The organism is Halobacterium salinarum DSM 3754 (assembly GCF_008124605.1).
Taxonomy (GTDB): Archaea; Halobacteriota; Halobacteria; order Halobacteriales; family Halobacteriaceae; genus Halobacterium; species Halobacterium salinarum.
Genome location: NZ_VRYN01000006.1, coordinates 23,924 through 36,826 on the forward strand (window position 1 = coordinate 23,924; position 12,903 = coordinate 36,826).

Consider the following 12,903-nt stretch of genomic DNA (forward strand, 5'->3'; position numbering starts at 1 on the left):
GCATACTCGAAGAATAGGGAGACATGCGTTCAGCACAGTCCAAACGATCACAGTCCACAGCCACCGGGGAGCGGACGCTGCACATCGGGCGGGATCGCCCGATCCGGATCAGCGCCGGCCACCGACTGCAACACCACGACGGCAAGTGTAGCCGCCCACACGGCCACAACTACGAGATCAGCGTCGAAATCACGGGGCAGCTCACGGACGAGGGGTGGGTTGTGGACAAGGGCACAGTCACGGCGGTGGTGTCCGACTGGGACCACCGGTTCCTGCTTGAGGACGGCGACCCGCTCGTTGACGCGTTCCGGGAGGCGGGCGACGGCGACGCGGTTGTCGTGCTCGAACAGCCGCCGACCGCCGAGGTGATGGGCGTCGTGCTGGAGCGGAAGCTCCACGACGCGCTCCCTGAGACGGTGTCAGCGGTCTCCGTCACGGTCGCGGAAACGCCGGCGCTTACTGCTGGCCCGAACTGATGCCGGTCAGCGAAACCACGGACCGGCAGGCGAGCAACGGTGGTGACGGGCCGGCGCTTCCGATCAACGAGCTGTTTTACTCCCTGCAGGGCGAGGGGAAGCTCGCCGGCACGCCGTCGGTGTTCGTCCGCACGAGCGGCTGCAACCTCCGGTGTTGGTTCTGTGATTCATACCACACGTCCTGGGAGCCCACCCACGCCACGATGTCCGTCGACGACATCATCGCGGAGGTGCAGTCGTACGAGCACGCCGACCACGTCGTACTCACCGGTGGCGAGCCACTGCTCCACGACGACGCCGTGGTGCTGCTTGACCGCCTCGCAGCGCTTGGCTACCACACCACCGTCGAGACGAACGGCACCATCCACCGTGACGCCCCCATCGACTTGGCGAGCGTCAGCCCGAAACTCGCCTCCAGCACACCCACGGCCGAGACCGACCCCAAAGGCGACGGTGAGTGGGCGGCCCGCCACGACGCCCGCCGCATCGACGTGGCGACGCTCGGCGCGCTCGCCGACGACTACGACACCCAACTCAAGTTCGTCGTCACCGATCCGTCGGATATGCCCGAGATCGAATCACTGCTTGCGGAGATCAGGACAGCCACTGACACCCGAATCGGCGACGAGGACGTGGTGTTGATGCCGGAGGGCACAACCCACGCGGAGCTCGACGCGCGACGAAACGAGGTTGCGACACTCGCGATGGAGCACGGCTACCGGTATACGCCGCGGCTCCACGTTGCACTGTGGAACGACGCCCCGGAGACCTGAAACAATGACAGACTCCACTGACGATACGATCGACACGAACGCACGCGCTCGGCGCGACCGCACAGCGACGACCAACCGCAGAACGGCCGCGGGTGCCACGCACCCGAGTGGTGGACGATGAGCGCGAAGCGCGCTGTCGTGCTTGCATCCGGCGGGATGGACAGCGCCACCGCCGCTGCGGTTGCGCACAACGCCGGCTACGAGGTGTACATGCTCCACACCTCGTACGGCCAGCAGACCGAGCACAAAGAACACGAGTGCGCAACGGCCCAAGCAGCGGCCCTCGGTGCCGCGGACTTCCTCCATTTGACCACGGATCACCTCTCGAAGATCGGCGCGTCGAGCCTCACTGACGACGAGATGGCGGTCGCGGACGCCGACATGGAGAGCGACGAAATCCCCACCTCCTACGTGCCGTTCCGGAACGCCAACCTGCTGGCGATGGCGACGTCGTACGCCGAGGCCAACGACTGTGAGGCGGTGTTCATCGGCGCGCACAGCGAGGACTTCTCGGGGTATCCGGACTGCCAGCCCGCGTTCTTCGAGGCGTTCCAGCAGACCGTCGCTGCCGGCACCAAACCCGACACCGAAATCAGCATCAACGCACCGTTCGTCGACTGGTCGAAGACCGACATCGCCGAGCGCGGCCTGGAACTCGGTGTCCCCTACGAGCACACGTGGAGTTGCTACCGCGCCGAGGCCCCCGCGTGTGGGACGTGCGACGCGTGTGCGTTCCGCCTCCAGGCGTTCCAGAACCTGGGCGAACGCGACCCGATCGAATACGCCGAGCGCCCGTCGTACACGTAATGGCGGCCGTTCGCGCGCCCCGGTGGAAACGGCGAGCGCCGGTGACCGCTCCGGTCAGGAGTCGGGAGTCACCGTCAGCGACGTGATCCGTGCGCCGTCGACGCCAGTCACGCGGAACGTGTGCGTGTCGATCACGGCACGATCACCGACCGTGGGGGCGTGCCCGAGTCGGCTGACCACGAGCCCGGCGACGGTTTCGACCGCCTCGTTCTCGAAATCCGTGCCGAGGTGGTCGTTGAGTTCGGTGATCGACACCGCGCCAGGAACCTCGTAGCCGCCATCGTCGCGGGGCTCGATGGACTGCGCGTGGGTCGCCAGATCGAACTGGTCGCGGATGTCGCCGACGATCACTTCGAGGGCGTCTTCGATGGTTGCCAACCCCTCGAAGGCACCCCATTCGTCGATGACGACCGCCATCTGGCGGTGCTCGGCCTGGAACTCCGCGAGCAGCTCGTCGACGCGCAGCGTCTCGGGAACCACGACGACCGGCCGGCTCAGCTCCCGGGCCGTGACATCGCCCGACTCGTCGATGGCGTCGCTGGCGCGCAAGATGTCTTTCACGTCGACGAACCCGATCACGTCGTCGTCCGGGCCTTCGGTGACCGGGTAGCGGGTGTATTCGCCGCTGGCGGCCATCGTTCGGAGTTCGGGGAGCGGAGTGTCTGCGGACACGCTGGTCACGTCGGGGCGTGGCCGCATGATCTCACGAACAGTCGTGTCGTCGAGGCTGAAGACGTGCTCGATCATCGACACCTCCGCCGGGCTGATCCGGCCGGCGGCGCTGGCTTCCGAGAGCACGCTCAGGATCTCCGGCTCGGTGTGGGTGTCGTGGCCCTCTGTCTCCGGGGAGACGCCGATGAGTTGGACCGACCGTGTCGCGATGCCGTTGAACAGGATCGTGCCCGGCAGGAACACGTAGTAGAACAGTTTCATCACGGGCGCAACCACGAGCGCGACGCGCTCGGCGCGCTGGATCGCGATCGTCTTCGGCGCGAGTTCGCCGTACACGACGTGCAACAGGGTCACGATCCCGAACCCGAGGGCCACAGTCACGGTGTGGCGAACGGGAGCCGGGAGCACCGGCTCCAGTAGTGGGTCGACCAGAACCGCGACCGCGGGTTCACCGACCCACCCGAGCCCGAGCGACGCGATCGTGATCCCGAGTTGGGAGACCGCGAGGTAATCATCGAGGTTGTCCGTGGCTTCCTTGACCGCCGTTGCGCCACGCCGTCCGTCCTGAACGAGCGTCTCGACGGACGCCGACCGCAGCCGCACGAACGCGAACTCTGCGGCGACGAAAAAGCCGTTCAGGACGACGAGGAGGAGGGCGAGCGCGATCCGACCAACCGCAAGTGACGTAGCTGACACTACGCACGGCGTTCGCCGGCCCCGCTCATCTGCCTTCCGAAGGGCGCTGGGGTGACGCCACCGCATATATAGGCGTCCGGACGACTATTATAAGTGGCTTTGAGCGCAGTGGTGGTACAGCCGTGTAGAGCGATCAGATGCCAACACCGCACACCACAGAGTCACCCAGTGTCGATCGGCGCACGTTCCTGGCGGGCCTCAGCGGGGCCGTCGCCGGGGGCGCAGTCGCGTCACAGTTCCAGACAACGGCGCGCGCACAGGCCACGGCGTCCCCGGCTGCGAACGCCATCGCGTACATCGTCGATGGGATGGGGCAGACACAGATCTCCGCCGCGCGCTACCTCAACGCCTACAAGACAGCGCCCGAGCGCTTCCCGCTGAACGTGAGTCCGGCCGAGACGCCGACCGGGTTCGACGCGTTCTCGTCCCGCGGTTCGATGACCACGTTCCCCGATGACCCCTACGAGACGACCACCGACTCGGCGGCCGCCGCAACCGCGTTCGCCAGCGGCGTCAAAACCTACAACGGAGCGATCGGTGGCGTCCAAACCTCAGGCGGCGGGTTTCAGCGCGTCGATACGGTCCTCGAACGGGCCAGCGCCCAGGGGTACGCGACCGGCCTCATCACGACGACCGAGGCGACACACGCCACACCCGCAGCGTTCGCGGCACACGTCGAGGATCGCGGCAACCAGACCGAGATCGCGCGCCAGTACATCGAAGAGACCCAGCCGGACGTGATTCTCGGGGGGCAGCGCCGCGACTTCGAGGCGGACGCGTCCAACGGCGGCACGCTGGTGGATGCGGCCAGGGACAACGGCTACACGATCGCCGAAACGGCGGCTGAACTGGACGCGGTCGACGACCCACCCGTACTCGGGCTGTTCAGCCAGGAGAGCCACCTCGACTACTACCTGGACCGCAAAAACGACCCCGAGAACACACAACCCAACCTCGATGCGATGGTCGACGCGGGGGTTGACCTGCTCTCGTCGGCCGGCGACCCCGACAAGGGGTTTTTCCTGCTGGTGGAGTCCGGGCGCGTCGATCACGCCGGCCACGCGAACTACCCCGCCCAGGTCGCCGAACAGTACGAAGCCACGCAGGTGGCGGGCCAGTTGGTGGAGTACGCCGAGACGACCGCCGAGCCGACGTTCCTCGTTTCGACCGGCGACCACGAGTGTGGCGGTCTCACGCTGGGTCGCGACTCGCCCTACGAGGTCGAATACGACGTGCTCGCCGCGCAGAAAGCGACCACCAGCCGGCTTCGGGATCTCCTCGCCGGGGTCCGGAGCGCTGACGAACTGGAGTCGATCGTCGCCGCTCACACGGGCATCACCGCACTGACCGACCGAGAGGTGGCAAAGCTCCGCGACGCTCCGGGTTCGATCAGCACGATTCTCGCGGAGCGAGCCGGGATCGCGTTCACCACCGACGGACACACGGGCACCGACGTGCCGGTGTTCGCACACGGCCCGAACGCGGCGCGGTTCGACGCCGCACGCGACAACACTGCGGTCGCCGACGCGCTCGCTGCGGCGCTCGGTGTGTCCCTGTAAGCCGCGGCCGCATCCGGTGTTTTTTACTGGTGGGTGTGCGGACGGAGCAGTATGTCACGCCCGTCCTGTGAGCCCTTGACAGCGAACGACGAGTTGTTCGGTGGTCTCCCGTGACCAGCCAGATCGGGAAGATCGACGCCGAGTTCTTCGCACAGCACCTGTCCCCGAACCTCGGTGCGGACGACGACGCGGTGACCGTCGGCCCCCAGTACGGGGTTGACTTCGGTGTGCTCTCGATCGGCGGCCAGCGCCTCGTCGTGAGCGCGGACCCGGTGTCAGTGAACCCCGGCGTCGGGATCGAGCGCGCCGGCCGGCTGGCCCTCCACAGCGTGCTTTCGGATGTCGCCGTGAGCGGGGTTCCGCCGTCGTTTCTCTCCATCACCCTGGTGCTCCCGGCGTCAGCACGAGACGACACCATCGCGGCGCTGTGGGACGCGATGGCCACGGAGTGTGAGCGGCTCGGCGTGAGCGTGGTCACAGGACACACCGCGCGCCAGGACGTGTCGTTCCCCTGGATCGGCGGCGCAACGGCCATGGGTGTCGGTGACCCCGCCGAGATCGTCCGCCCCGATGGGGCCACCGCGGGTGACACGGTGCTCATGACGCACAGCCCCGGGGCAGAGGTCGCGGGGCTGTTCGCCGCGCTGTTCGGCGACCACCTCGATGTCGCTGACGACACCGTCGAGCGCGCCGACGCGCGGCTCGAGGACACCACAGTGGTTGGCGACGCGTGCGCCGCGGCGTCCGCACCCGTGACCGCGATGCACGACGCAACCGAATGCGGCATTCAAGGGGCGCTGGTGGAGTTGGCGACGGCCGCCGGCGTTTCGATCAGCGTCTCCAGCGACGCCGTCCCCGTTCCCGAGGACGTGAGCGCCGTCTGTGCGGATCTCGGGCTCGACCCGTGGCAGGTTTCCTCGCGTGGCACGCTTCTCGTCACAGTCCCCGAGGCGCACGCCGACACGGCGATGGCTGCACTGGACGCACGGAACACTCCCGTGGCCGCGATCGGGACAGTGAGTGAGGGCAGTGGCGTGACCGTCGATGGGACGCAGGTCGTGCACCCGGGGAGCGATCCCGCCTGGACAGTGTTCAGTGCGCTTCAGCGGGACGCCGCCGCTCGTTCGCCGTGAGCTGCGGCCGCCGTGCGATCACACGACATCGGTGAGATCCGGCGGCGCGTCGGCGAACAGCCGCGCCGGCATCACGCCCAGTGGGTCCGCAACAGCGGGGTCGAACCCGAGCTGTGCGATCACGGCTCCGGGGTCGATGCCGGGTGCGACCTCCGTGAGTGTGAGGCCGTCAGGCGTCAACTCGAAGACGGCGCGCTCGGTGACGTACACAACCGACTGGTCGGTTTCCAGCGCGTGATCAGCGCTGAATGTGACGTGTTCGACGTCCTCGACGAACTTCGAGTGCGCCCCCTCGGATGTCACCGTGATTGTTCCGTCGGCGACCGCGACCGAGAGACCGCCCGTCGTGAGCGTGCCACAGAACACGACTGCAGCGGCGTTCTGCGTGATGTTGATGAACCCGCCACAGCCCGGGAACTGGGAGCCGAACCGGCTGACGTTGACGTTTCCCTGCGCGTCGACCTGCGCCATCCCCAAGAACCCGACATCGAGTCCGCCGCCGTCGTAGAAGTCGAACTGCTGGGGTGAGGACACGAGGGCATCGTGGTTGACTGCCGTTCCGAACTCGATTCCGCCGGACGCAGCCCCACCAACCGGTCCGGACTCCACGGTTTCCGTGATCGCGTCGCCGACACCTCCCTCAGCGGCGGCCGTTGAGACGAGTTCGGGGATCCCCACGCCCAGGTTGATGACCGCGCCCGCGTCGAGTTCCATTGCGGCGCGGCGTGCGATGATCGTTCGTTCGTCGATCGGGAGCGGATCCGTACTGGGCGTCGGTGGCTTGACTGTGCCGCTGTGTGCGGGGTCGTAGGCCGAGCCGTACGTTTGTGGGTGGTCTTCCGGCGATGCCTCGACGACGGAATCAACGACCACACCGGGTACAGCGACATCGTGGGGCGCGAGTGTCCCCGCGCTCGTGACGCGCTCGACCTGCGCGATCACCCTGCCGCCGGTGTTGTGTGCGGCTTGGGCCAGCGCCAGCATGTTCGAGGCGAGTGCCTCCCGCTCCATGGTGACGTTCCCGTGCTCGTCGGCCGTGGTGCCGCGAATGACCGCGACGTCGATCGGAACCGCGTGATAGAACAGGTACTCAGTGCCGTTGAGTGTGACGCGCTCGACGAGGTCCTCGCTCGTGACGGCGTTGGCTTTGCCACCATCACGTCGTGGGTCAACGAACGTGTCCAGTCCGACATGCGTGATCGTTCCAGGCTTGCCAGCCGCGGTGTCCCGGAGCAAGTGATCTAGGACGCCAAACGGGAGGTTGTACGCCTCGATTTCGTTGTTAACGACTGCCGCCATCAGGTCCGGTGTGAACCCCCAGTGACTGGCGATCGTCCGTTCGAGCATGCCCTCCTGCACGAGATGTGAGACGCCATGTCCTTGCCGGTCGCCCTCTGCCGCGGGCTGGTAGAGTGTGAGATCCTGCGGAGCCCGCGTTCGCTCATAGCGGTCGCCCAGCGCAGCAAGGACTGCTTCCGGGATGCCAGTCGCCACGAACCCCCCGATCCCAACCGTGTCACCGGACTCGACGCACGCGACCGCCTCTCGACGTGACTGTTGTGTTACCATACAGCCCCGTGCAAGGCCAGATAGTTTTGTCTTGGTGTTGGCTCCGTGAATAGAGCCACCGAGAGAGCAGGATCGCTGTGACAGTGAAAACTGGGGGTGCGATCGGTTCGAGCCGCTTACGCGCCGTCAGAGATCTTTACCACGCCATTTCTACTGGCAAAGAACAGGTCAGACCCATGAACTGACAGCGAAGAATAAGACTCTACCGTGGCATTCACATCCAATGACCACTTGCGAGAACCGGTATCAGCGTCGGACGCATACAGTGTCTCCTCCCCAAGCCAGAACTGGGTCCCATCAGCAACGATTGGCGGTGATGTACGGCCATCGGGATGCTTCTCGATGTTGATTGTGCTTCCATCCGCAGCGTCCAAGGTCGTGAGAACGCCACGATCAGACGAATCGGAGGCAGACACGTGGATTCGATTATTGCTAACGGCGAGCGAATGACCATACTCGTTTGGAATGGATGTTTTCCACTGTGTTTCACCCTCCCGTTCCGTCGATAACGCATACAGCTTCCCACCTTCTGCGGAATAATACACGCTTTCATCACCAATAACGATCTGTTGGTCTGTCTCAGGGAGGAGGGACCGCCGCCAGACCTGATCACCAGATTCAGGATCAACCGCTGCAACGCCTGTTTCAAGTTGGATATACACGATCCCGTCCCGAAGCCCTACACTATTGGGTCCGGTGTCTTCAAAGCTGAACGTCCAGCGTTTCTGCCCCGTCGTGGCGTCGTACGCGACGACCGAGGAGGAGTCCCAACTGAGAATCTTGCCACTGACGAAAACAGGTGCATTGCCCAGGAATGGGGAACCTGTGTTCGCCCGCCAGCAAAGGTCACCACTTCGAATATCGTAGACGCGGATGCCTCTGCTTGTTGAGGCGAAAGCCGCGTTCCCAGCGATTGTCACCGATCCACCGCTGCCGGTTGTCTCTACATTCCAGGATCGTGTGTTTTCGTTGATGTCGAATGAGGTGTACGAACCTCCGAATTCATCTGGAGTGAGTGCAAGGATGCCACGGTCACCGGTAAACATCACCTGTGAGTCGGGGTGCAGATTGAATAGCTCAAGTACAGTCGATTCGGTTGCATCACTCGAAGGGCCAGGATCGGTTGTTGCACCGGTTCTCGCGAAATCGTGTTGATACGTCGGCCACGGACCAGTCACCTCCCCAACCGGGGCATCCTGTATGTATTCAACGTCTCCGCCGAATAGAGTGCTACTGCAGCCGGCTACCGCACTCACCGATGTCGCCCCAACTGCTGCTAACAGACGGCGACGTGTACAGATCGAATCTACCATAGTTAAAACATATAAGAACAAAGTAAATATCTTGTGTTGTGAAGGAGTTAACGGTGCGAAAACGCGATGTCGATAACACGGATCGAGGGGCAGTCACAGCAACCAGAACGCACCGGGCAACGATCGAGTGCGCTCGCACCTGCGTGGCGACTGCGCTCGCGGCAACAACTGATAAGCCTCCGGCATGCGTAGGTGGGGTATGAAGCTCCGCCAGATTGCCGGGTCGCTGGCCGCGGCTACCGGTGTCGTTGCTGCCACGAACGCCGCCCTCGCGTGGCGGGCGGACGAGCTTGCGTCGCCACTAGACGGGACGAACAACACGTACCAGTGGCGTGGGTTCGACATCGCGTACACCGAGGCCGGCGATCCGGACGATCAGGACGTGGTACTGCTGCATGGACTGAACGCTGCGGGATCGAGTTTCGAGTTCCGCAACGTGTTCGACGCGCTGGCCGCGGATCACCACGTGATCGCGCCCGACCTGCCGGGGTTCGGTCGCTCAGACCGGCCGCCGATCGAGTACGCGGCGTCCCACTACACGACGTTCGTGGCCGACTTCCTCGCCGACGCCGCCGAGGATCCGATGGTCGTGGCATCATCGCATTCGGGTGCGTACGCGACCGCTGCGGCCGCCGACACCGATTCGGTCAGCGAGCTGGTGTTGGTGTGTCCGACGACCGCGGGGTTCTCGGGGACGCGCCCGCTCGTCGGCGCGCTCGTCAGGGCGCCAGTGGTCGGCACGGCGCTGTTCAACGTGGCCACGAGCAAGCGCGCCATCCGATATTTCAACGCCGATCACGGCTACCACGACGAGTCGGTTGTCACCGAGGACGTGGTCGAGTACCACTGGCGGACCGCCCATCAGCCGGGCGCTCGGTTCGCCGCCGCGTCGTTTTTCGCGGGCGCCCTGGATGTGGATATGGACTTGGGTGCCGAGCTGGCGGCTCTCGATCTGCCGGTGACAGTTGTTTGGGGCCAGGAAGCGACCATCTCGCCTGTCGCTGATGGCCGCGACATCGCCGATGCCGCGGGCGCGCGGCTGGTGGTGCTCGAAGAGTCCGACGTGCAGCCCCACGTCGAGCGCCCTGAGGCGTTCCTCCGGGACGCCGTGGAACCAAGCGCTACAGTTGAGGGCGGCGAGGATGTCAAACACGCCACTGATGGAGCGTGACGAAGCTGCGACTAGCGCGGAAACCAAGCAACCGGCGAAAAAGCGGCGGCCACGAGTAGTCGCTGTTTCGTCGTGAGGTCGTACGGAGCAAAGCGGTAGAAGTCGCGTCAGAAGACGTTGTCCCATTGTGCTGAGTTATATTTGATCGAACACGAGCGGGAGATCCGTACCATTGCCACGCCACAGAGAGAGTAGTGTGGATGGTACTGCAAGGCGCTACAACGTCGATCCGGACTCAAAGGTCGCATAACACGAGATCACAGCCACTGATTTGACGCTTTCGTTCGACCTTCGATAACTACGCTTTAGTATCCCCAAAACATTGTTAGCGTACGCTCAATCAATGGAGAACGAAGACCACAACTTCGGAACAAGCGACTGGTGGCCAAACCAGTTAGACTTGGAGATTCTGGATCAGAACAGCCAACAGGTCGACCCGTACGGCGAGGACTTCGACTACGCCGAGGCGTTCGAGGACCTCGACCTCGCGGCGGTCAAAGACGACCTCGAAGAGATGATGACCGACTCGAAGGACTGGTGGCCGGCTGACTACGGCCACTACGGGCCACTGTTCATCCGGATGGCGTGGCACAGCGCCGGCACCTACCGGACGTTCGACGGTCGCGGCGGCGCAGCCGGCGGTCGCCAGCGCCTCCCGCCGGTCGACAGCTGGCCGGACAACGTCAACCTCGACAAGGCCCGTCGCCTCCTCTGGCCGATCAAGCAGAAGTACGGCCGCAAGCTCTCGTGGGGCGACCTCATCATCCTGGCCGGAAACGTCGCGCTCGAATCCATGGGCTTCGAAACCTACGGGTTCGCGGGCGGACGTAAGGACGATTACACCCCGGACGAGGCCGTCGACTGGGGGCCCGAAGACGAGTGGGAGACCACATCCGGCGACCGCTTCGACGCGGATGGAAGCCTCAAGTGGCCGCTTGGCAACACCGTCATGGGCCTCATCTACGTCAACCCCGAGGGGCCAAACGGCGAACCCGACCTCGAAGGCTCCGCGAAGAACATCCGCGAGTCCTTCGGGAAGATGGCGATGAACGACAAGGAGACGGTCGCGCTCATTGCGGGCGGCCACACCTTCGGGAAGGTCCACGGTGCCGACGACCCCGAGGAGAACGTCGGCGCCGAGCCCGCCGCCGCCCCCATCGAGAAGCAGGGGCTGGGCTGGGAGAACGAGTTCGGTGAGGGCAAAGGTCCGGACACGATCACCAGCGGGATCGAAGGGCCGTGGAACACCACGCCGACCCAGTGGGACATGAGCTACGTCGACAACCTGCTCGAATACGAGTGGGAGCCCGAGAAGGGGCCCGGTGGCGCCTGGCAGTGGACCACCAAGAGCGGCGAGCTCAACGAGTCCGCACCTGGCGTGCAGGACCCGACCGACACCGAGGACGTCATGATGCTGACGACGGACGTCGCGCTCAAAGACGACCCCGACTACCGGGAGGTCCTGGAGACCTTCCAAGAGAACCCGCGGGAGTTCCAGCAGTCCTTCTCGAAGGCCTGGTACAAGCTCATCCACCGCGACATGGGGCCGTCCGAGCGGTTCCTGGGTCCGGAGGTGCCCGAGGAGACGATGATCTGGCAGGATCCGCTCCCGGACGCCGACTACGACCTCGTCGACGACGAGGCCGTCGCGGCGCTCAAATCCGAGCTCCTGGAGTCGGAGCTGTCGATCCCGCAGCTCGTGAAGACCGCGTGGGCGTCGGCGTCGACGTACCGCGACAGCGACAAGCGCGGCGGCGCCAACGGCGCGCGCATCCGGCTGGAACCCCAGCGCAGCTGGGAGGTCAACGAGCCCGAGCAGCTCGAAGCCGCGTTGTCGACCTACGAGGACATCCAGGCGGAGTTCAACGACGCCCGCAGCGACGACATGCGTGTGTCGCTGGCTGACCTGATCGTGCTCGGCGGGAACGCCGCCATCGAGCAGGCCGCGGCCGACGCCGGGTACGACGTCGACGTGCCGTTCGAACCGGGCCGCACCGACGCCACGCCCGAGCAGACCGACGTCGAGTCCTTCGAGGCGCTCAAGCCGAAGGCCGACGGGTTCCGGAACTACCTCGGCGACGACGCCGAGCGCGAACCCGAGGAGCTGCTGGTCGACAAGGCCGAGCTGCTGAACCTCACCGCCGACGACATGACGGTGCTCGTCGGCGGGCTCCGGGCGCTCGGAGTGACCCACGGCGACTCCGAGCTGGGCATCTTCACCGACCAGCCGGGGACGCTGACGAACGACTTCTTCACGACGCTGCTGGACATGGACTACGAGTGGGAAGCCGCCTCCGAGGACCGCGAGGTCTTCGAGTTGCGCGACCGCGAGACCGGGGACGTCGAGTGGACCGGCTCGCGAGTCGACCTGCTGTTCGGCTCGAACACGCGGCTGCGCGCCATCGCGGAGGTCTACGGCAGTGATGCCGACGAGGAGCTGTTCGTTCAGGACTTCGTGGACACGTGGAGCGAGGTCATGAAGCTGGACCGCTTCGACCTCGAATAGCGCGCCCGATCCACGCGCCGTCCACCCGTGGCGGTCGGCGTGTCGCTAACGCGGTGGAGCTGTTGCTGTTTCTGACTACGGCTGTGAGCAACTGCGATCAGGACGAATGGTATCCGCGCCAGTGTGTGACGTTCGAGCGCTGGTGCGACGGGCAGTATGTGATCTGCTTGGCAACCCCTGGGTCCGACCCGATACGATACGAATTGAATCGCGCAGGATGGAAGGTCG

Annotated in this window: 10 protein-coding genes; 7 read left to right on the forward strand and 3 right to left on the reverse strand. The window is 65.1% G+C overall.

Features of this window, described 5'->3' with window-relative positions:
• Window positions 1-23: 23 nt before the first annotated feature.
• The 3 genes from APQ99_RS10135 (at window position 24) to queC (ending at window position 2,056) form a co-directional block, all read left to right on the forward strand.
• Window positions 24-476, forward strand: a complete 453-nt coding sequence (locus APQ99_RS10135; protein WP_010904153.1) for a 6-pyruvoyl trahydropterin synthase family protein — start codon at window positions 24-26, stop codon at window positions 474-476.
• A complete protein-coding gene (locus APQ99_RS10140) occupies window positions 476-1,249 on the forward strand; it encodes a 7-carboxy-7-deazaguanine synthase QueE (RefSeq protein ID WP_010904152.1) in 774 nt (257 codons plus the stop codon). The genes APQ99_RS10135 and APQ99_RS10140 overlap by 1 nt, the downstream gene beginning before the upstream one ends.
• 117 nt (window positions 1,250-1,366) lie before the next feature.
• Window positions 1,367-2,056 carry a 7-cyano-7-deazaguanine synthase QueC gene (gene queC / locus APQ99_RS10145; protein WP_010904151.1) on the forward strand — a complete coding sequence of 230 codons (690 nt, stop codon included), beginning with the start codon at window positions 1,367-1,369 and terminating at the stop codon, window positions 2,054-2,056.
• A 54-nt stretch (window positions 2,057-2,110) separates the two neighbouring features.
• Here the strand turns inward: queC and APQ99_RS10150 are convergent, their stop codons facing one another.
• The gene (locus APQ99_RS10150) at window positions 2,111-3,490 is read right to left on the reverse strand and encodes a hemolysin family protein (RefSeq protein WP_010904150.1); all 1,380 of its coding nucleotides are present in this window, start codon (window positions 3,488-3,490) and stop codon (window positions 2,111-2,113) included.
• Between the two features lie 71 nt (window positions 3,491-3,561).
• Here APQ99_RS10150 and APQ99_RS10155 point away from each other — a divergent pair, with 71 nt between their 5' ends.
• A complete protein-coding gene (locus tag APQ99_RS10155) occupies window positions 3,562-4,983 on the forward strand; it encodes an alkaline phosphatase (protein ID WP_010904149.1) in 1,422 nt (473 codons plus the stop codon).
• A 110-nt stretch (window positions 4,984-5,093) separates the two neighbouring features.
• Window positions 5,094-6,116 (forward strand): AIR synthase family protein, encoded by a 1,023-nt coding sequence (locus APQ99_RS10160; protein ID WP_012289639.1) that lies wholly within the window; start codon window positions 5,094-5,096, stop codon window positions 6,114-6,116.
• An 18-nt stretch (window positions 6,117-6,134) separates the two neighbouring features.
• Here the strand turns inward: APQ99_RS10160 and APQ99_RS10165 are convergent, their stop codons facing one another.
• Window positions 6,135-7,685, reverse strand: a complete 1,551-nt coding sequence (locus tag APQ99_RS10165; protein ID WP_010904147.1) for an acyl CoA:acetate/3-ketoacid CoA transferase — start codon at window positions 7,683-7,685, stop codon at window positions 6,135-6,137.
• Between the two features lie 116 nt (window positions 7,686-7,801).
• Window positions 7,802-8,998 carry an outer membrane protein assembly factor BamB family protein gene (locus APQ99_RS10170; RefSeq protein ID WP_010904146.1) on the reverse strand — a complete coding sequence of 399 codons (1,197 nt, stop codon included), beginning with the start codon at window positions 8,996-8,998 and terminating at the stop codon, window positions 7,802-7,804.
• Window positions 8,999-9,197: 199 nt separating this feature from the next.
• Here APQ99_RS10170 and APQ99_RS10175 point away from each other — a divergent pair, with 199 nt between their 5' ends.
• Window positions 9,198-10,169, forward strand: a complete 972-nt coding sequence (locus APQ99_RS10175) for an alpha/beta fold hydrolase (RefSeq protein WP_012289638.1) — start codon at window positions 9,198-9,200, stop codon at window positions 10,167-10,169.
• A 343-nt stretch (window positions 10,170-10,512) separates the two neighbouring features.
• Window positions 10,513-12,675 carry a catalase/peroxidase HPI gene (gene katG / locus APQ99_RS10180; protein ID WP_010904144.1) on the forward strand — a complete coding sequence of 721 codons (2,163 nt, stop codon included), beginning with the start codon at window positions 10,513-10,515 and terminating at the stop codon, window positions 12,673-12,675.
• Window positions 12,676-12,903 lie beyond the last annotated feature (228 nt).

Coding starts and splice junctions, on each gene's coding strand:
- katG (WP_010904144.1), top strand. CDS start 10,513: ATGGAGAACGAAGACCACAACTTCGGAACAAGCGACTGGTGGCCAAAC.
- APQ99_RS10175 (WP_012289638.1), top strand. CDS start 9,198: ATGAAGCTCCGCCAGATTGCCGGGTCGCTGGCCGCGGCTACCGGTGTC.
- APQ99_RS10165 (WP_010904147.1), bottom strand. CDS start 7,685: ATGGTAACACAACAGTCACGTCGAGAGGCGGTCGCGTGCGTCGAGTCC.
- APQ99_RS10140 (WP_010904152.1), top strand. CDS start 476: ATGCCGGTCAGCGAAACCACGGACCGGCAGGCGAGCAACGGTGGTGAC.
- APQ99_RS10150 (WP_010904150.1), bottom strand. CDS start 3,490: ATGCGGTGGCGTCACCCCAGCGCCCTTCGGAAGGCAGATGAGCGGGGC.
- APQ99_RS10155 (WP_010904149.1), top strand. CDS start 3,562: ATGCCAACACCGCACACCACAGAGTCACCCAGTGTCGATCGGCGCACG.
- APQ99_RS10170 (WP_010904146.1), bottom strand. CDS start 8,998: ATGGTAGATTCGATCTGTACACGTCGCCGTCTGTTAGCAGCAGTTGGG.
- APQ99_RS10135 (WP_010904153.1), top strand. CDS start 24: ATGCGTTCAGCACAGTCCAAACGATCACAGTCCACAGCCACCGGGGAG.
- queC (WP_010904151.1), top strand. CDS start 1,367: ATGAGCGCGAAGCGCGCTGTCGTGCTTGCATCCGGCGGGATGGACAGC.